At 70.0% G+C, this 19106-nt stretch carries 17 protein-coding genes; 14 read left to right on the top strand and 3 right to left on the bottom strand.

All coding sequences use genetic code 11. The features are described 5' to 3' along the window. Nucleotides 1-87: 87 nt before the first annotated feature. The 3 genes from BLV31_RS11090 to cofC are packed head-to-tail and all read right to left on the bottom strand — an operon-like array spanning nt 88 to nt 3951. Nucleotides 88-1044, bottom strand: coding sequence for an NUDIX hydrolase (locus BLV31_RS11090; protein ID WP_064061358.1), 957 nt, complete (start codon nt 1042-1044; stop codon nt 88-90). Between the two features lie 13 nt (nt 1045-1057). Further along, on the bottom strand, nt 1058-3253 hold the full coding sequence (locus BLV31_RS11095) for an RNA degradosome polyphosphate kinase (RefSeq protein ID WP_024101376.1): 2196 nt from the start codon (nt 3251-3253) through the stop codon (nt 1058-1060). Then, the gene (cofC, locus tag BLV31_RS11100) at nt 3250-3951 is read right to left on the bottom strand and encodes a 2-phospho-L-lactate guanylyltransferase (protein ID WP_064061348.1); all 702 of its coding nucleotides are present in this window, start codon (nt 3949-3951) and stop codon (nt 3250-3252) included. The genes BLV31_RS11095 and cofC overlap by 4 nt, the downstream gene beginning before the upstream one ends. A gap of 239 nt (nt 3952-4190) precedes the next feature. On the opposite strand from cofC, the gene BLV31_RS11105 reads away from it, so the two are divergent. The 14 genes from BLV31_RS11105 (at nt 4191) to holA (ending at nt 18968) form a co-directional block, all read left to right on the top strand. Further along, entirely contained in the window at nt 4191-5189 is a 999-nt protein-coding gene (locus BLV31_RS11105; RefSeq protein WP_024101374.1) for an NAD(P)H-dependent glycerol-3-phosphate dehydrogenase, read from the top strand. Between the two features lie 5 nt (nt 5190-5194). After that, complete coding sequence (locus BLV31_RS11110) at nt 5195-6355, top strand: cystathionine gamma-lyase (protein WP_081263471.1); 1161 nt, start codon at nt 5195-5197, stop codon at nt 6353-6355. 71 nt (nt 6356-6426) lie between these two features. Further along, nucleotides 6427-7533 (top strand): D-alanine--D-alanine ligase family protein, encoded by a 1107-nt coding sequence (locus tag BLV31_RS11115; protein ID WP_211269816.1) that lies wholly within the window; start codon nt 6427-6429, stop codon nt 7531-7533. A 48-nt stretch (nt 7534-7581) separates the two neighbouring features. Beyond that, nucleotides 7582-8865 (top strand): glutamate-5-semialdehyde dehydrogenase, encoded by a 1284-nt coding sequence (locus BLV31_RS11120; RefSeq protein WP_024101371.1) that lies wholly within the window; start codon nt 7582-7584, stop codon nt 8863-8865. A 29-nt stretch (nt 8866-8894) separates the two neighbouring features. Beyond that, the gene (locus BLV31_RS11125) at nt 8895-9791 is read left to right on the top strand and encodes an AAA family ATPase (RefSeq protein WP_006554514.1); all 897 of its coding nucleotides are present in this window, start codon (nt 8895-8897) and stop codon (nt 9789-9791) included. 1 nt (nt 9792) lies between these two features. Further along, nucleotides 9793-11238, top strand: coding sequence for a vWA domain-containing protein (locus BLV31_RS11130; protein ID WP_024101370.1), 1446 nt, complete (start codon nt 9793-9795; stop codon nt 11236-11238). Nucleotides 11239-11308: 70 nt separating this feature from the next. Next, complete coding sequence (gene nadD, locus BLV31_RS11135) at nt 11309-11971, top strand: nicotinate-nucleotide adenylyltransferase (RefSeq protein WP_064061345.1); 663 nt, start codon at nt 11309-11311, stop codon at nt 11969-11971. Continuing rightward, nucleotides 11968-12375, top strand: coding sequence for a ribosome silencing factor (gene rsfS, locus BLV31_RS11140; RefSeq protein ID WP_024101369.1), 408 nt, complete (start codon nt 11968-11970; stop codon nt 12373-12375). Before nadD ends, rsfS begins: the two co-directional genes overlap by 4 nt. Before the next feature lie 89 nt (nt 12376-12464). Next, on the top strand, nt 12465-13043 hold the full coding sequence (locus BLV31_RS11145) for a histidine phosphatase family protein (RefSeq protein ID WP_230810365.1): 579 nt from the start codon (nt 12465-12467) through the stop codon (nt 13041-13043). After that, a complete protein-coding gene (octT, locus tag BLV31_RS11150) occupies nt 13030-13812 on the top strand; it encodes a diglucosylglycerate octanoyltransferase (protein WP_006554509.1) in 783 nt (260 codons plus the stop codon). Before BLV31_RS11145 ends, octT begins: the two co-directional genes overlap by 14 nt. A gap of 5 nt (nt 13813-13817) precedes the next feature. Then, on the top strand, nt 13818-14657 hold the full coding sequence (locus BLV31_RS11155; RefSeq protein WP_006554508.1) for a DegV family protein: 840 nt from the start codon (nt 13818-13820) through the stop codon (nt 14655-14657). Nucleotides 14658-14803: 146 nt separating this feature from the next. Continuing rightward, complete coding sequence (locus BLV31_RS11160; protein ID WP_064061344.1) at nt 14804-15643, top strand: ComEA family DNA-binding protein; 840 nt, start codon at nt 14804-14806, stop codon at nt 15641-15643. Then, nucleotides 15640-18000: a DNA internalization-related competence protein ComEC/Rec2 gene (locus BLV31_RS11165; RefSeq protein ID WP_064061343.1), complete on the top strand. Its 2361-nt coding sequence runs from the start codon at nt 15640-15642 to the stop codon at nt 17998-18000. The genes BLV31_RS11160 and BLV31_RS11165 overlap by 4 nt, the downstream gene beginning before the upstream one ends. Beyond that, nucleotides 17997-18968 (top strand): DNA polymerase III subunit delta, encoded by a 972-nt coding sequence (gene holA / locus BLV31_RS11170; protein ID WP_006554506.1) that lies wholly within the window; start codon nt 17997-17999, stop codon nt 18966-18968. Before BLV31_RS11165 ends, holA begins: the two co-directional genes overlap by 4 nt. Nucleotides 18969-19106 lie beyond the last annotated feature (138 nt).

A 19106-nucleotide genomic window follows, 5' to 3' on the forward strand; every position in this document is an offset into this window, starting at 1 on the left:
CGCGATGCGGCTCGCACACGTGCGAGCCGCACAGGTGAGACGACGGCGGCCGCCGGACATCCGGTGGCCGCCGTCGTGTGTACTCGGTCAGATGCTCTCGTTGTCCGCCGGTGGACGGCCCGTGGGAAGAGGGCTGTCGATGTGGTCGGCCGCGACGAGACGATCGCCGCGCAGCGACAACACCCACATGCTCGCCTTCCGGTTCCGCGCCGGAGGCAGCACGAGACCGTCGCGCTCGGCCCACCACTCCAGGAGCGGCGGGATCACCCTGCCCTGACTGGAAATCACGGGAGTGCCGGGACCGGACGCGATCTCCAGCGCCCGCTTGCGGCCGTGGTCCGGATCGGCGCGGTACTCCTCCTCCGACAGGGCCGGCTCGATGGCGATCTCGAGCCCGTGCCGGGAGGCGAAGGGTTCGACCGTCGCGATGCACCGCGTGCGGTCGGCGGACACCACGCTGTCGCCGCCGAACGCCGTCAACTGCGGAACGAGCGCCTCGGCCTGTGCCCGTCCGGACGCATCGAGGGGCCGGTAACGGTCGTCGCCCTTGTACTTCTTCCGACTACCCGCCTTGGCGTGCCGCACGATCAGCGCCATGGTCGTGTCCAGCGGCACCCGGCGGAACCGGCGCAGGACACTGCGGTCCATCGGATAGGACAACAGATCGAATGCCTCTTCGGTGGACACCCAACGCAATTCGTCAACCTCGTCATTGGGCGCGAACTGCCCGTCGAGGCACCGCGCAGCCCAGTAGTCCACCCGCTTGAGCTTGCGGTGACCCGGAACGGGGTAGACGACCTTCCCGAGACTACTGCCGAGCGCGGAGCGGAATCCGGTCTCCTCCTCGATCTCCCGCACCGCGGCAACCACGGCCGTCTCACCCGCGTCGAGCTTGCCCTTCGGAAAGGACCAGTCGTTGTAGCGCGGGCGATGCACGAGCGCGACCTGCGCATCGTCCGGAGCGTTCTCGTCGACAGGACGCCACAGGACCGCGCCCGCCGCGAAGATGTTGGCCTTCACGGGCTTGTCGCGTGATTCGGTCAACGTTCCCTCCACCTCAGGACGCACGACTACGCATGAGTTCGACCTGGTGGTCGCGGGCAGCGGTTCCCGGCTCGGGGGACGCCGTCCAGGTGCCGTCGCCCTCGAGAATCCAGCAGCGGGTGACCGGGTCGAGCGCGGAATCGAAGATGCCGTCCAGCTGCGCTGCGAGCCGGGTGTTCTTCACCTGCACCATCACCTCGACGCGACGGTCGAGGTTCCGGTGCATCATGTCGGCGCTACCGATCCAGTACTCGTCGCTGCCCCGGAAATGGAACAACCGCGAATGTTCGAGGAACCGCCCCAGAATCGAGCGCACCGTGATGTTCTCGCTCAGGCCGGGCACGCCCGGCTTGAGGGCACAGATCCCGCGCACGACCACCTCGGTCCGCACCCCCGCCCGCGACGCGCGGTAGAGCGCGTCGATCACCTGCTCGTCGACGAGGGCGTTGGCCTTGAGCCGGATCCCGCTGGGGCGACCGGCCGCGTGGTGCTCGATCTCACGCTCGACGCGTTCGATGATGCCCTTGCGGACTCCGTGCGGTGCGACGAGCAGATTGCGGTACTGCGCCTTCCGGGAGTATCCGGTGAGGGTGTTGAACAGGTCGGTGAGGTCGGCGCCGATCTCGGGTGACGACGTGAGCAGGCCGACGTCCTCGTAGAGACGAGCGGTCTTCGGGTTGTAGTTGCCGGTGCCGATGTGGCAGTAGCGGCGGATCGTCGAACCCTCGCGCCGCACGACCAGACAGGTCTTGCAGTGTGTCTTCAGACCTACGAGTCCGTATACGACGTGGACACCGGCCTGTTCGAGCTTGCGCGCCCACTTGATGTTGGCCTGCTCGTCGAAGCGTGCCTTGATCTCCACGAGCGCGACGACCTGCTTGCCCGCTTCGGCAGCGGCGATCAGGGCGTTGACGATGGGGGAGTCGCCCGACGTCCGGTACAGCGTCTGCTTGATCGCGAGGACCTGGCTGTCGGCGGCGGCCTGCTCGATGAACCGTTGCACGCTCGTGGAGAACGAGTCGTACGGGTGGTGGACGAGGATGTCGCCCTCGCGCAGGGTGGAGAACACGCTCTTCGGTGTCTCTCGCTCGCCGAAGGCGGGATGGGTCGCCGGCACGAAGGGGGCGTCCTTCAGATCCGGTCGGTCGACGGCGTGCACCTGCCACAGCGACGACAGATCGAGCAGCCCGGGCAACTGGACGACGTCCACCCGATCGACGTCGAGTTCGCGCAACAGGAGGTCGAGCATGTGCTCGGTCATGTCGTCCGACACCTCGAGCCGCACGGGAGATCCGAAGCGCCGCCGGGCGAGTTCGCGTTCGAGGGCTTGAAGGAGATCCTCGTCGCGGTCCTCCTCGACCTCGAAGTCGGCGTTGCGGGTGACGCGGAATGCGTGGTGCTCGACGATCTCCATGCCCGGGAACAACACGTCGAGATGGGCGGCGATCAGCTCCTCGAGCGGGAGGAAGGCCGGCAGTCCGTGCGACGAACCCGCGCGATCGACCCGGACGAACCGATCGACGTTGTCGGGCACCTTCACGCGCGCGAAGTGTTCACCGGACGACTGCGAATCCTTGACCGTGACAGCGAGGTTCAGGGACAGGCCGCTGATGTACGGGAAGGGGTGTGCGGGATCGACCGCGAGCGGCGTCAGGACCGGGAAGACCTGGTCGGCGAAATACTGTGTCAGTCGTCGGCGTTCGTCCTCCGTCAGATCCGCCCATCGGATGATCGAGATGCCTTCGGCCGCCAGGGCGGGCATGACCGAGTCGAGGAAGACCTGCGCCTGGCGACCGGCGAGTTCGCGCGTGCTCGACGCGATGAGCGCGAGCTGGGCGCGCGGGGTCAGTCCGTCCGCGGACCGGACCGACAACCCCGTCTCGGCGCGACGTTTCAGCCCGGCGACCCGCACCATGTAGAACTCGTCGAGATTCGACGCGAAGATCGCGAGGAACTTGGCGCGTTCGAGCAACGGCTGCGAGGTGTCCTCCGCGAGCGCGAGAACGCGGGCGTTGAAATCGAGCCAGCTCTGTTCGCGGTTGAGATAGCGGTCGACGGGAAGCGTGTTGTCGTGATCGGTCCTCGACTGCAGTCCCGTCGCGGCCGGAGGGGCGCTGGTGGCGGTCGCTACGCGACCGGCGGGTCGTGCGGCACCGGATGGTGCCGCGTGCTCGGAACTCGTGGGATCGGGGGAATCGCCGTTGGTCACGAGTTCATTGTTGCAGAGCGACGGCTCCCTGCAGCGCTGTCGCACGGGTGGCACAGGGGGAACTCGACCGTGTCGAGCACGGCCGCGGTGGCCGGTCCGACGCCGAGTTGCAGTGCGGCGGCAAGATCGTCCGGTGTGTCCACATCGAGTCGCAGTCCGGGGAGGGCGTCCGGTACCGGGTACGCACCGGCATCGATGTGGCGACCGGCCGATCCCGGACCGAACGACAGTGGCGGCAGGGTGCCGCTCACGCAGTGCAGCAACGCCGTCGTACCGCTCGCCGTGTGGTCGACGACCACGGCCGTTCCGGTCCGCCGCGCAGTCTCGCGTGCGAGCACGAAATCCTCGGGCCGCAGGGACGGAAGGTCGGCCTGCAACGCCACGAGTTCGGCGCCGGGTGCGTGCTCCCGCGCCCGGCGGGCCGCTGCGAGCAGTGCGGAGTTCAGCGGGTCGGGGGAGTCGGGACGCACCGGGTCGGGGAGGACGTCCGCGCCGCAGTCCAGCGCCGCGGCCGCGACCCGCTCGTCGGCGGTGACGACGGTGACCGTCACGTCTCCGGCGGACAGCGCCGCCGTCACGGTGTCCTGCAGCATCGCAAGCACCAGTGATTCCCGTGCTGCCGGGTCGAGGACGTGCGAGAGCCGCGACTTCGCCAGGCCGAGGGCCTTGACGGGAACGAGCACGTGCGTCGCGGGCATTGCCCGATTGTGCCATCAGTATCGAATCGCACGGTCGCGCCAGGTGACGAACCGCACGAGCGCCCGGTGCGACCGGGTCGTGTGCGGTCCGTCCTCCGACCCGGCGCGGTGTCGGTGGAGCCTGCGCGATACTGGGTGCGACCGTGGGTGGTGACCGCCCGGACCGAACCGGTCGCGACCGCCCGCTCCGGGCCGATCGCGAGCGTGAGTGCCGGGCATCGGATGAGAGTGAGGATGGCGTGACCACAGCAGCAGTTCTGGGCGCGGGTTCGTGGGGGACGGCGTACGCCAAGGTGCTGGCCGACGCCGGAACGGACGTGACGATCTGGGCGCGGCGCGAGGAGGTGGCGCGTGGCATCGCCGAGCGGCACGAGAACTCCGACTATCTACCCGGTGTGGAACTGCCGCACTCGCTGAAGGCGACGGCCGATCATCGGGTGGCCCTCGAGGGCGCCGATTTCGTGGTCCTCGCCGTCCCGAGTCAGACCCTGCGTACCAATCTCGAGGAGTGGAAGGCAGATATCGGACCGGACGCGACACTTCTCAGTCTCGCCAAGGGAATCGAGAGCGGCACCCTGATGCGCATGAGTCAGGTGATCGGTCAGGTCACCGGCGCCGAGCAGAATCGCATCGCCGTGCTGTCCGGCCCCAACCTCGCCCGTGAGATCGCCGAGGGGCAACCGGCCGCGACCGTCATCGCGTGCCCCGATTCCACCCGCGCCATGGAGATCCAGAAATCCTGCGCCACAAAATATTTCCGTCCGTACACGAACTCCGACGTCATCGGCTGCGAGGTCGGCGGCGCCTGCAAGAACGTCATTGCCCTCGCGTGCGGCATGGCCGCCGGAGTCGGGCTCGGTGAGAACACCGTCGCGAGCATCATCACCCGCGGTCTCGCCGAGATCACCCGGCTCGGAACCGCCCTCGGGGCCAAGCCGGCCACACTCGCCGGTCTCGCCGGTGTCGGCGATCTCGTCGCCACATGTACGTCCCCGTTGTCCCGCAACCGTTCGTTCGGCGAACGACTCGGCCGCGGTGAGTCCCTCGAGAGCGCGCAGGAGGCCACCCACGGTCAGGTGGCCGAAGGGGTCAAGTCGTGCACCTCGGTCCGCGCCCTCGCAGCGAGTTACGACGTCGAGATGCCGCTCACCGACGCCGTGCACCGCGTGTGCCACGAAGGCATGTCGGTGCAGGACGCGATCGGGCAGCTGCTCGGACGCCGGATCAAGCCGGAATGAGTGGCATGACGGGCGATTCGACTCGCTGTGTGAAGGCAGTTGCACACGAGGGTGTTCCGGGCTCCCCGCTGCAGGCGGGACCGGTCTTCGCGGCGCCGTATCTCCTCGGGGAGGACGAGCGCGACGACGTCGACACCTATGCGCGGGCCTCGAATCCCGGCTGGCGCGCACTCGAATCGGCGCTCGCCGACCTCGAGCACGCCTCGGCCGCCCGCGTCGTCGGCTCGGGAATGTCGGCGATCACGGTCGCCCTGCGATCCCTCGTGGCCCCGGGCGGCACGGTCGTCGTCCCCTCCGACGGTTACTACCAGGTGCGCACGTACGCGCAGGAATTCCTGGCGCCGCACGGAGTGAAGGTCGTCGAGATGTCGGTCGCGGAGTTCGGTGACGGCACCCTGACCGACGTTCTGGTGACCGCTCCCGACAATTCCGTCGTACTGGTCGAGACCCCGTCTAATCCAGGCCTCGACACCGTCGACCTGCGCGCGATCGCGACCGCGTGCCACGTCTCCGACGCGCTCCTGCTCGTCGACAACACCACCGCCACACCCCTGGGCCAGCTGCCCCTCGATCTCGGCGCCGACGTCGTGGTGGCCAGCGGGACGAAATCGCTCAGCGGACACAGTGACCTGCTGTTCGGATACATCGCCGTCGCGGATCCCGAACTGCTGCCCGCGATCGACCGGGAACGACTGTTGTCGGGAACCGTGCTGGGACCCTTCGAGACCTGGCTCGCGCACCGCAGCCTCGGCACCGCCGGACTGCGCTTCGAACGGCAGTGCGCCAACGCGCTCGCCGTCGCCGGGATGCTGCTCGAGCACGCCGCTGTCACGGACGTCCGCTATCCCGGACTCGCCGGCGACCCCGCCCACGCCGTGGCGGCCGGCCAGATGAGCCGCTTCGGCCCCCTCGTCACCTTCCGGCTACCCGGCCGCGACGAGGTGCACCGCTTCGTCCGCGCGGCCACGCTCGTCGCACCCGCCACCAGCTTCGGCGGTATCCACACGACAGCGGATCGTCGCGCACGATGGGGCGATGCGGTGCCGGAGGGATTCGTCCGGTTGTCGTGCGGAATCGAGGACACCGCGGATCTGCTCGCCGATCTCGACGCGGCGCTGAAGGAGACGACCCTCCACCGAGGGAGACCGGAGCCCGCGGAGACATAGCAGGGTGTCCGGCCCCACCCGCGTAGGACTCGCTCGACACGCGGAGATCGCCACCCGGTACGGTTCGACACGTGAGTATGCCCCGAACCCGGGTGGCCGTCGTCTTCGGTGGTCGCAGCAACGAACATTCCGTCTCCTGCATCTCGGCAGGGAGCATCCTGCGCAACCTGGATCCGCAGAAGTACGAGGTCGTGCCCATCGGCATCACTCCCGAGGGCGCATGGGTCCTCGGCGACGCGGACCCCGCCGGCCTCGCCGCGGCCGGTCGCGAACTGCCCGTCGTCGCCGGCGACGGCTCCGATCTCGTCCTCACCGCGGATCCGACCCGCGGTGGCGACATCGTCGCCCTCGACGAGGGCTCCTACGGCCGGGTGCTCGCCTCGGTCGACGTGGTGTTCCCCGTCCTGCACGGCGCCTACGGCGAGGACGGCACCATCCAGGGTCTGCTCGAACTCGCGGACATCCCGTACGTCGGTCCCGGGGTTCTTGCCAGCGCCGCCGGGATGGACAAGGAGTTCACCAAGAAACTGCTCGCGGCCGAAGGCCTGCCCGTCGGCTTCCAGATCGTCCTGCGTCCCGGCACCGCGACCCTCACCGAGGAGCAGAAGACCCGCCTCGGCCTGCCCGTCTTCGTCAAGCCCGCCCGCGGCGGATCGTCCATCGGCATCAGTCGCGTGGCCGACTGGGCCGCCTTCGACGACGCCGTCGCGAAGGCCCGGCAGCACGACCCCAAGGTCATCGTCGAGTCCGCGATCATCGGCCGCGAGGTGGAGTGCGGCGTGCTCGAGTTCCCGGACGGCGACGTCCGCGCGAGTGTCGTCGCCGAGATCCGCATGCCCGACACCTCCGACGACCACGAGGCGTTCTACGACTTCGACACGAAGTACCTCGACGACGTCTGCGAGTTCGACGTCCCGGCCAAGCTCGACGAAGAGACCTCCGACCGGATCCGCGAACTCGCGGTCCGGGCGTTCCGCGCCCTCGACTGCCACGGCCTGTCCCGCGTCGACTTCTTCGTCACCGAGGACGGACCGGTGATCAACGAGATCAACACGATGCCCGGATTCACCTCCATCTCGATGTACCCGCGGATGTGGGAGGCCACCGGCGTGGAGTACGCCGAGCTGCTGTCGATCCTGGTGGAGACGGCGCTGGCGCGGGGCACCGGCCTGCGCTGACGGCACACGGCCTGTCGGCTTCCGCGAGGATCCGACTAGGCTGGATACATGACTGCCGTGACCCCCGACTCAGCTGCGACCGACGCCGGCACGGACACCCGTGAGGCCGTCCACGAGGCCGCGCGTCGCGCCCGCGTGGCCTCCCGTCGTCTCGCGTTGCTCACCACCATCGAGAAGGACGCGGCTCTGCACGCCGCGGCCGACGCTCTGCTCGCCGCCGCCGACACCGTCCTCGCCGCGAACGCGGAGGACATCGAGGCCGCCCGCGCCGGTGGCACCGAAGAGGCCATCCTCGACCGGCTGCGCCTGACCTCCGCCCGGATCGACGGGATCGCCGCCGGCCTGCGCCAGGTGGCCGGACTGCCCGACCCGATCGGCGGCGTCGTCCGCGGCTCGACGCTGCCGAACGGTCTCGAGCTGCGCCAGGTGCGCGTCCCGCTCGGCGTGGTCGGCATGGTCTACGAAGCACGGCCCAACGTCACGGTCGACGCATTCGGTCTCGCCCTGAAGTCCGGCAACGCCGCGCTGCTGCGCGGCTCGTCGTCCGCGGCCCGCTCCAACGCCGCGCTCGTCGAGGTGCTGCGCGCCTCGCTCGAGAGCCGGGGCATCCCCGCCGATGCCGTGCAGCTGCTGCCGAGCGCCGACCGCTCGTCGGTCACGCATCTGATCCAGGCCCGAGGCCTGGTCGACGTCGTGATCCCGCGCGGTGGCGCCGGTCTGATCGCCGCGGTGGTGCGCGACGCGACCGTCCCCACGATCGAGACGGGCACCGGCAACTGCCACGTCTACGTCCACTCCGCGGCCGATCTGGAGATGGCGGAGAAGATCGTGATCAACGCGAAGACCCGCCGGCCCAGCGTGTGCAACACCGCCGAGACGATCCTCGTCGACAAGGCGATCGCCGACACCGCCGTCCCGAAGCTCCTGCAGGCATTCCAGCAACACAGCGTGACGGTCCACGGCGACCTGCCCGGCCTCGTGCCCGCGACCGACCAGGACTGGTCCGACGAGTACCTCTCGCTCGACGTCGCCCTCGCGGTGGTCGACGACCTCGACGCGGCCGTCGACCACATCGACCGTTACGGCACCGGCCACACCGAGGCGATCGTCACCTCGGACCTCGCCGCTGCTCGGGAGTTCACGACGCGCGTGGACGCCGCAGCCGTTATGGTCAACGCTTCGACGGCGTTCACGGACGGCGAGCAGTTCGGATTCGGCGCGGAGATCGGCATCTCCACCCAGAAGCTGCACGCTCGCGGCCCGATGGGTCTGCCCGAACTGACGTCGACGAAGTGGGTGGTGTGGGGCGACGGCCACACCCGTCCCGCCTGATCGAGACCGGCCCGACGAAAGGAACCAGTGTGGATCGTGCGCTGCCCACCACCCCGCCGATCTTCGCGGACGTCCAGGACGTCGTCGATCGTCTGGCCGGTACCGGTTATCTCGCCGACAAGTCCACCGCGACCGCGGTGTTCCTCGCCGATCGCCTCGGCAAGCCGTTGCTGATCGAGGGACCCGCGGGCGTGGGCAAGACCGAACTTGCCCGCGCCGTCGCCGAGACCTCCGAGGCCGAACTCGTGCGCCTGCAGTGCTACGAGGGCGTCGACGAGTCCCGCGCGCTGTACGAGTGGAACCACGCCAAGCAGATCCTGCGCATCCAGTCGGCAGGGGCGACCGCCGCGGCGGGCGAGTCGTGGGACCGCACCAAGGAAGACGTCTTCTCCGAGGAGTTCCTGCTGTCGCGGCCGCTGCTCACCGCGATCCGCCGCGAGGATCCGACCGTGCTGCTCGTCGACGAGGTCGACAAGGCCGACGTGGAGATCGAAGGCCTGCTGCTCGAGGTGCTCAGTGACTTCGCGGTCACGGTGCCCGAACTCGGCACCATCCGGGCCACCCGCAAGCCGTTCGCGGTGCTCACCTCGAACGCCACCCGCGAGTTGTCCGAAGCGCTCAAGCGCCGGTGCCTGTTCCTGCACCTGGACTTCCCCGACGCCGACCTCGAACGACGCATCCTCGCCAGCCGGGTCCCCGATCTGCCCGACGCGCTCGCTGACCAACTCGTACGCACGGTCCGCGTGCTCCGCGGCATGCAACTCAAGAAGGTGCCGTCTGTGGCCGAGACGATCGACTGGGGTCGCACCCTGCTCGCACTAGGACTCGACACCCTCGACGACACCGCGCTGCGCAGCACGCTCGGCGTGATCCTCAAGCACCAGTCCGACCAGATCCGCGCTGCCGCCGAGCTCCGGTTGAACTGACATGGCCGCCGCGCACCTTCCCGGATCCGAGGCGCCCCCGGCACCCCACGGACTGCCCGGGCACCTGGTCGGATTCGTCGAGGCGCTGCGCCGTCGCGGCATCGCGGTCGGGCCGTCCGAGACGGTCGACGCCGGACGGGTCATGACGGTGCTCGATCTCCTCGATCGGGAGGCCCTCCGCGAAGGCCTCGCGTGCACCCTGCTCCGCCGGTCCACACACCGGCCGACCTTCGACGCCCTGTTCGACCTGTGGTTCCCGCCCGCGATCGGACGCCGCGAGGCCACCGACCCTCAGGCGAGCATCCCACGCACCCCCACGGGGGAGGTCGACTTCGAGGCCCTACGCGATCTCATCGCCGAGCTGCTGTCCGACGAGTCGCCGGAGGCACTCGAGGCCTCCGAGATGCTCGTCTCCGCCATCGTCGAGGAACTCGGCCAGTATGCGTCGTCGAACGGCCCGTCCTTCTCGGCCTATCAGGCGCTTCGCGACGTCTCCCCGGACACCCTGCTCACGAAGATCCTCGAGGGACTGCTCGGCAACAGCACCCGCGAGGAACGCGACGACGCCGCCTACGAGAGCGAGGTCGCGCGGCGCACCGCCGCCCAGCGCATCGCCGATTTCCGGGCCATGGTCGAACGGGAGACCCGGCGACGCACCGCCGAGCAGCTCGGCCGCGAACGCGTCGAGAAGTACGGGGTGCCCAAGCTTGCCGAGGAGGTCGACTTCCTGCGCGCGTCCGACGCGGAACTCGTCGCCCTGCGCCGCAGCGTCATGCCGCTCGCGCGTCTGCTCGCGAGCCGTCTCGCGGCGCGCCGCCGGCGCGCTCGTGCCGGCGCCATCGACCTGCGGCGCACACTGCGCAAGTCCATGTCGACCGGTGGCGTGCCCATCGACCTGGTCAACCGCAAGCCCCGTCCGGCGCGTCCCGAGCTCGTCGTGCTCTGCGACGTCTCCGGCTCCGTCGCCGGCTTCTCGCACTTCACGTTGCTGCTCGTGCACGCCCTACGCGAACAGTTCTCCCGCGTGCGCGTGTTCGCGTTCATCGACACCGCCGACGAGGTCACCCATCATTTCGCCGCAGGGTCCGATCTGGGCGAGTCCATGTCGCGGATGCTGAAGGAAGCGGAGCTGATCACCTACGACGGTCACTCCGACTACGGACACGCCCTCGGCGGCTTCGCCGAGAACCACGCCCACGCCCTCACCAGCCGCAGCTCGCTGCTGATCCTCGGCGACGGCCGCACGAACTACCGCAATCCGAACCTCGAAGTCCTCGAACATCTCGTGTCCGTCGCACGGCACGCGCACTGGCTCAATCCCGAGCCGAAGGGACAATGGGGTTCGGGGGATTCGGCCGCCAGGGTCTACAGCGAGGTCGTCACGATGCACGAGTGCCGGTCGGCGCAGCAGCTCGCAACGGTGGTGGCGAGTCTGCTCCCCGTGTGAACCCGTAAGCTGGACAACCGTGCATCAGCCAACGGATCGGCCCTCGGCCCCCAGGCGCCGCCTGGGCGTCATGGGTGGAACGTTCGACCCGATCCACCACGGACACCTCGTGGCGGCCAGCGAGGTCGCCGCGAGCTTCGACCTGGACGAAGTGATCTTCGTGCCCACCGGGCAACCTTGGCAGAAGACCGGACGCGACGTCAGCCTCGCCGAGGACCGTTACCTGATGACGGTGATCGCGACCGCATCCAACCCGCGGTTCTCCGTCAGCCGCGTCGACATCGATCGACGCAAACCCACCTACACCGTCGACACCCTGCGCGATCTCAGCGAGCAGTATCCCGACGCGGATCTGTACTTCATCACCGGCGCGGACGCACTGGGATCGATCCTGTCCTGGCAGGACTGGCAGACCCTGTTCGACCTCGCCCGCTTCGTCGGGGTGTCCCGGCCCGGATACGACCTTCACGCCGAACACCTGGCACCGCATCTGGACGAACTCCCGGCCGAGGCGGTGAGCCTGGTGGAGATCCCGGCACTGGCGATCTCCTCCACGGACTGCCGCAGGAGGGCCCGCGAGAACCGTCCCGTCTGGTATCTGGTCCCCGACGGAGTGGTGCAGTACATCAGCAAACGCCGGCTCTACCGCACGAATACGCACCCCGACGGAGATCCCGTCCCGGTGTTCGACGGAAACACCCCCGGCACCATCGAGAGAAAGAGCACGCAGTGAGCGCAACGGCAGAAGCCACGGAGATGGCCCGAATCGCAGCCCTGGCCGCCGACGAGAAACTCGCCACCGACGTCGTGGTGCTCGACGTGTCCGAGCAACTGGTGATCACCGATTGCTTCGTCATCGCGTCCGCACCCAACGAGCGTCAGGTCAACGCCATCGTCGACAACGTCGAGGAGAAGCTGCGCGAGGCCGGCCACAAGCCCGTCCGCCGCGAGGGCACCCGCGAGGGACGGTGGACGTTGCTCGACTACGTCGACGTCGTGGTGCACATCCAGCACGAGGACGAGCGCAACTTCTATGCCCTCGACCGCCTGTGGAAGGACTGCCCGACCATCGAGGTCGACGGTGTGGGTGGCCCCCGTTCGGCGATCGACGCCGCCGACTCGCCGGAGGACGTGTGAGTCGTCCGGAGGAGGGTTCGCAGAGCCCGCGGGTGCGGCAGCTGGTGCTGCTGCGCCACGGCCAGACCGAGTACAACGCCACGCGGCGGATGCAGGGCCAACTCGACACCGACCTCTCCGAGCTCGGCCGGCAGCAGGCGCTCGCCGTCGCCGACGCGATCGCCCGGTTCGATCCGCTCGCCGTCGTCTCGTCCGATCTGCGCCGCGCCTACGACACGGCGACCGCGCTCGGCGATCGCATCGGGCTGCCGGTCGCGATCGACACGCGGCTGCGCGAGACGCATCTCGGCGAATGGCAGGGCCTGACCCACACCGAGGTCGACGCCGTGGCCCCGGGCGCGCGCAGCGCGTGGCGCGCCGACGCGACCTGGGCACCGCCGGGAGGCGAGAACCGGATCGACGTCGCGCGGCGCAGCATGGCCGTCGTCGGCGAACTGCTCGACAAGTACGAGGACTGGAGCGATCGGCCCATCGTGCTGGTCGCACACGGGGGCCTGATCGCCGCGCTCACCGCCGCCCTGCTCGACCTGCCCGTCGATCGGTGGTCCGTCCTCGGCGGTCTCGGGAACACCGGCTGGGTGCAGCTCAGCGGATACGGCGAGGTGCCGTCCTGGCGCCTCGACGTCTGGAACGCGTCGGCCACAGTGGCGCCCGATGACGTCCTCTGAACCCACGCCGATCGGAACCGACGCCGCCCCGCAGCGCCCGGTCCTGCTGGTGATCGGTGACTCCCTGAGCTACTACGGCCCGAAGGGCGGCCTGCCCGCCGACCATCCGCAGATCTGGCCCAACCTGGTCGCGGCCGAACTCGGATGGGACGTCGAACTCGTCGCCCGGATCGGGTGGACCACACGCGACGCGTGGTGGGCCATGACCCAGGACCCGCGGGTGTGGGCCGCGATCCCGCACGCCGGAGCCGTCGTCCTGGCCGTGGGCGGGATGGACACCCTCCCGTCCCCGCTGCCCACCGCACTGCGGGAGGGCCTGCGCTACATCCGCCCGCCGGCCCTGCGTCGCGCGGCGCGTAACGCCTACGGGTGGTTGCAGCCGCGACTGTCACCGCTCGGGCGACCGGTGGCGCTCCCACCCCGGGTCAGCGTCGAGTACCTCGAAACGATCAGGGACGCATTGGCATACATGCGCCCCGATCTGCCCGTCATCGGCACCATGCCGTCGGTGCACCGCAGCGAGCAGTACCGGTCGGTGCATGCCGGCCGGCTCCCCGCGGCACGCGCGATCACCCGCTGGGCGGCCGAGAAGTCGGTTCCCCTCGTCGATCTCGCCGAAGCGGTGCGGGAGAACGTCTTCTCCGACGACGCCAATCCCGACGGGATCCACTGGGGTTGGGAAGGACACCGCCGTGTCGCCGCCGCTGTCGGCGACGCGGTCCGGATCGTGCATCGGGATGCGGAAGTCCCGGTGGAGGGCCTACGGTAGGCGTCGTGTCCGTCGTCGTCGTCACAGATTCGTCGAGTTGTATCGACCCTGAACTGGTCCGTCGGTACGACATCCGTGTTGTGCCACTGCACATCATCGCGGGCGGACGCGACCTCCGCGAGGGCGTCGACGAGTTACCGGAGGACCTGTCGACCGTGACGACCTCCGGTCCGTCTCCCGCAGAACTGACCGACGCCTATACCGAGGCGCTCGAGGACAGTGGAGGAGACGGCGTCGTAGCCGTGCACCTCTCGCGGGTGCTGTCCGGCACATGGGACGCAGCCCGGCACGCCGCCGAATCGCTGGGCGACCGGATCCGGCTCGTCGATTCGCGGAACACCGCCATGGGTTCGGGTTTCGCCGTCCTCGAAGCGGTGCGCGCCGCACGGGCCGGAGAAGACCTGGCCCGGGTGTACGAGCGGGCCGTGGAGGTCGCGGCGTCCGCCCGGACCCTGCTCGTCGTCGACCGGCTCGACCACCTCCGTCGCGGTGGCCGGATCGGCACGGCCACAGCGCTGTTGGGTACCGCGCTCGCGATGAAGCCCGTGCTGCACATCTCCGACGGCAAGCTCGTCCTGCGGGAGAAGACCCGCACGATGACCAAGGCGATGGCCAAGCTCGTCGACGGAGCCGCGACCGACGTGGGCGACGAACCGCTCGTCGCGGTGCACCACCGCGGGGCACCCGAGCGGGCGCGCAGCCTCGTCGATCAGCTCGCACAGCGCCTTCCGGAAGGCACCGAGATCGTCGTGTCCGAACTCGACGCGGTTCTCGGCGCGCACGTCGGGCCGGGTGCGGTCGGTGTGGTCGTCGCCTCCGCGGCGACCGGTGTCTCCGAGGACTGACCACCTACACCACCTCCCGGCCCGGATGATGCCGGTGGAGGCCCCCCTCCGGGCATTCATCCACAGGGGTGCGGGTCATCCACAACCCCGGCCGAATCGGCGCCGACACCGAATCCGGCGGTCGCGGCCGCGGTTAGCGTCGCGGCATGGCGAGCAGTGACCACCGTGATCTCGCGCGCACCCGCCTCGGCGCGATCACGCGTTCCTCGGCGATGCCCGCGGAACCGCCCTGGACCGACGACAGGTCGGCTAACGACCACCCCTGGGCGGATCCGGACGACGGCGACGAACCCCTCCACAGCGGTCCCGGCCGGGTACGATTCGTCGATCGGCTGACCGCCGCGCGATGGGACACGGGAAGACGTGGGACCGCTGCTCTCGCCGCGATCGGAGTGCTCGCCGCCGCAGTGGCACTCGTCGTCGTGTGGCGCGACCGGCCGGTCCCCGAACCGGTACCGCCGCTGCCGAGAGTCGAAGTCGTGGACACGGCAGAGCCGTCCGCCGCGAGGGAGACGGACACGGCACAACCGGATTCCGCTGAGTTCGTCGTCAGCGTCGTGGGTGCGGTGACACGTCCCGGGCTCGTGCGGCTGCCGGCGGGATCCCGTGTGGCCGACGCGCTCGACGCTGCCGGCGGTGCCGTCGACGGCGCCGACCTCATCGGCCTGAATCTGGCCCGGCGGGTCGCCGACGGTGACCAGATCGTCGTGGGAATCGCCCCGCCCCAACCTGTTCCGCAGGCCAGTGGAATCGTCGGGGCGCAGACACCGGGCGATGCTCCACCGGAGGCAAGCGGGCCGGTGGATCTCAACACCGCCGACGAGACCGCGCTCGACGCGCTGCCGGGCGTCGGTCCCGTCACGGCCGCGGCGATCGTCTCGTGGCGCGACACCAACGGACCGTTCACGGACGTCGAACAACTCGGTGAGGTCGACGGGATCGGACCGGCGCGACTCGCGAGGCTGCGTGAACTGGTGACGGTGTGACCGGACGGAACGACGGGTCCGACGCCGCAACGGTTCTCGATGCCCGGTTGGTGCCGTGCGCGCTGGCCGCGTGGGCCGTGACACTTCTCGGGTTGTACACGGGATGGCGGATCGTCACCGCCGTGGCGGTCGCGGCCGTCGTCGGATGCGCCGTGACGGTCCGTCTCGTCGCGACCGGTCGCATCCCACGCGGAGGTGCGCGGATCCTCCTCGCCGCACTGGCCGTCGTCGCGGGATTCGGGCCGGCCGCCGGTCTACGGATATGGGCCGCCGACCAGCACCCGATCGCCTCCGCAGCGGAAAGGGGAGCGTGGGCCGGCGTCGTCCTCCTCCCCACCGACGACCCGCGACGCATCCGGGCCGCGGCCTTCGACGACACACCCCGGGTACGCATCCCGGCCCGGCTCGAGCACGTGATGGTCGGTGGACGATCCATGGACACCGGGGGATCGGTGGTGGTGCTCGCCCCGGCCGACTCGTGGGGAGATCTCCTGCCCGGGCAGTCGGTCACCGCACGCGTGCGGGCGGCGCCGCACACCGGGCCGGGCACCACGGTGGCGGTGCTCCACGCGGAGAACGCACCCACGGTCGTCGGCCCGCCCCCGGTGTGGCAGCGATGGGCTGGCACGGTACGCGACCGGCTCGCGCAGGTGGGTTCCGCGGTGCTTCCCGCCGATCGGGCCGGCCTGCTGCCCGGTCTCGTGGTGGGCGACACCACGGCGCTGACCGACGAGGTGCGGGAGGACTTCCGGGTGGCCGGACTGACGCATTTGACGGCCGTGTCCGGAGCCAACGTCAGCATCGTCCTCGGAGCGGTACTGCTCCTCGTGCGCGCGGTAGGACTCGGACCGCGTTCCGGGACCATCCTCGCCGCGACGGCTCTCGTCGCCTTCGTCGTCGTGGTCCGTCCGTCGGCGAGTGTGGTGCGCGCGGCCGCGATGGGATCGATCGGGTTGCTGGCATTCGTGACGGGTCGTGAGCGACAGGCACTTCCCGCCCTGTGCACCGCGGTGGGCGTACTGCTCGTACTCCTGCCCGACCTCGCCGTCGACGTCGGGTTCGCGCTGTCGGTGTCCGCGACGGCGGCACTGATCGTCGCCGCGCCACCTGTCGTGACCCGGCTCGTGGATCGCGGGTGGCCGCGTCCCATCGCGGAGGTCGCGGCAATGTCGCTGGTCGCGTTCGTAGCGACCGCACCTCTCGTCGCGGCGGTGAGCGGGACCGTGAGTGTCGTGTCGGTCGCGGCCAATGTCCTCGTCGCCCCGGTACTTGCGCCGCTGACGGTCCTCGGTTCGCTGGTCGCGCTGGGCGCCTCCGTCGTCCCGTGGGTTGGGGAGGTGCTCGCGCGCGGCACCGGGCCGTTCCTGTGGTGGCTGATCACGGTGGCCGACCGGGCGGCATCGTTGCCGTCGGCCGAACTCGAGGTGCCGGACGGGCCGGTGGGGGCAGTGGTCGCGGCGGTGCTGGTCGCGGTGGCGTGGTCGGTGGCTCGTCACCGGCGGGTGCGGATCACGGCTCTCGTGATTGCGGTGGCCGTCGCGGCGGTGTGGCTGCCGGTGCGGATGCTGCGACCGGGCTGGCCCGGAGCCGAATGGGTACTCGTCGCATGCGATGTCGGTCAGGGCGATGCGCTGGTGCTGGCGACGGGGGACGGGCGCGCGGTCGTCGTCGACACCGGACCCGAACCGGAACCCGTCGATCGGTGCTTGCGCCGGTTGAGGATTCGCCGTATCGCACTGCTCGTCGTGTCGCACCTGCACGCCGACCACGCGGGTGGGATCCGCGGTGTCCTCACCGGGCGCTCGGTCGAGATGGTCGTGGTCGGGCCGGGTGCTGCCGGTGACGACGCGGCGGGTGTGCTCGACGCGGCGGCCGGGGTCGGTGTCGTGGTGCGGGAAGTGGGTGCCGGTGCGACCCTGCGTGCGGGCGATCTCGACATCCGGGTGCTGGGCCCGGCTGGGCGACGGACAGGCGGTTCCGAGAACGACAACTCGCTCGTCCTGGCGGTCGACACCGTCGTGGGCCGGGTCCTGTTGCCGGGAGACGCGGAGGAGGCCGCGCTCGACGCACTCGTGCGGTCGGGCACCGACGTGCGTGCGGACGTGTTGAAGGTGCCGCACCACGGCTCGCGCACCACACCCGCACGCTTCCTCACCGCTGTGCGGCCGAGCGTCGCCCTCGTCAGCGCCGGGCGAGACAACCTGTTCGGGCATCCCCATCCCGAGATCGTCTCCACCCTGACCGGAATCGGGGCGCGGGTCCTGCGGACCGACCTGCACGGCGACGTTGCAGTGCTCCGTGCCGCCTCCGGGGCGCTCGCGGTGGTGTCGGACGTGCGTGGCACGATCGAACCGTGAGCGACGCGTCCCTGCATCTGATCCTCGGTGAGGAAGAACTGCTCGTCGACCGTGCCGTCGCGAAGATCGTGTCCGATGTCCGCACGCGCAGCGAAACTCCCGGCGATCTCCCCGTCTCCCGGCTCCGCGCCGGCGACGCGGGCGTACCCGAACTCGCCGAGCTGCTGAGTCCGTCGCTGTTCGCGGAAGAACGCATCGTGATCCTCGAATCCACCGCCGACGCCGGGAAGGACGCCGCGGCGCTGATCCTCGATGTCGCGGGCGATCCGCCTCCGGGCGTGACACTGGTGATCCTCCACAGCGGCGGGGGACGCACCAAGGCGATGGTGCCCGCGCTGCGCAAGCGCGGCGCCGAGGAGCACATGTGTGCCGCTCCCGCGAAGGCGGGGGAGAAGGCGGCGTGGGTGCGGACGTTCGTCCACAAGGAGTTCCAGGCTGCGGGGGTGCGAGTCTCGGGCGATGTCGAACAGCTCGTCATCGAGGCGGTGGGTTCCGACCTGCGCGAACTCGCTGCGGCGTGCAGCCAGCTCGTGGCCGACACCGGCGGCAAGATCGATGCTGCGGCCGTGCGACGCTACTACTCGGGCAAGGCCGAGGTGTCGGGATTCGACGTAGCCGAGAAGGCCGTGGCCGGCGATACGGCCGGTGCGCTCGAAGCGCTACGGTGGGCGATGCACCGCGGTGTCGCCCACGTGCTGCTCGCCGATGCTCTCGCCGACGCCGTGCACACGATCGCCCGGGTCGGCTCGGCCGGTCGCGGCGACCCGTTCTCCCTCGCGTCGTCGCTGGGTATGCCGCCGTGGAAGGTGAAGAAGGCGCAGGCGCAGGCGCGCACGTGGGCGCCGGCGTCGATCGGGACCGCACTCACGGTGGTCGCTGCGCTCAACGCCGACGTCAAGGGAGCCGCGGCCGATCCGGACTACGCCCTCGAGCACGCCGTGCGGGTCATCTCCGAGCTGGCGGCCTGAGGCTTCTCCGCCGTGCCCGTGCCCGTGCCCGTGCTCGTGCCCGCGGCCGATTCCGGGCGGGCGGCATCATATCTGTCGTTCAACGCCACGAAGGCCGTCCCCGGCGGGGGACGGCCTTCGTGAAGCAGAGCCTGCGTC

It is taken from the genome of Rhodococcus pyridinivorans (assembly GCF_900105195.1).
Taxonomy (GTDB): Bacteria; Actinomycetota; Actinomycetes; order Mycobacteriales; family Mycobacteriaceae; genus Rhodococcus; species Rhodococcus pyridinivorans.

Excerpts from the sequence above, each read along its gene's own strand:
- BLV31_RS11110 (WP_081263471.1), top strand. The coding sequence starts at position 5,195 with ATGACGGGCGATTCGACTCGCTGTGTGAAGGCAGTTGCACACGAGGGT.
- BLV31_RS11145 (WP_230810365.1), top strand. The coding sequence starts at position 12,465 with ATGCAGGGCCAACTCGACACCGACCTCTCCGAGCTCGGCCGGCAGCAG.
- BLV31_RS11120 (WP_024101371.1), top strand. The coding sequence starts at position 7,582 with ATGACTGCCGTGACCCCCGACTCAGCTGCGACCGACGCCGGCACGGAC.
- BLV31_RS11130 (WP_024101370.1), top strand. The coding sequence starts at position 9,793 with ATGGCCGCCGCGCACCTTCCCGGATCCGAGGCGCCCCCGGCACCCCAC.
- cofC (WP_064061348.1), bottom strand. The coding sequence starts at position 3,951 with ATGCCCGCGACGCACGTGCTCGTTCCCGTCAAGGCCCTCGGCCTGGCG.
- BLV31_RS11160 (WP_064061344.1), top strand. The coding sequence starts at position 14,804 with ATGGCGAGCAGTGACCACCGTGATCTCGCGCGCACCCGCCTCGGCGCG.
- nadD (WP_064061345.1), top strand. The coding sequence starts at position 11,309 with ATGGGTGGAACGTTCGACCCGATCCACCACGGACACCTCGTGGCGGCC.
- octT (WP_006554509.1), top strand. The coding sequence starts at position 13,030 with ATGACGTCCTCTGAACCCACGCCGATCGGAACCGACGCCGCCCCGCAG.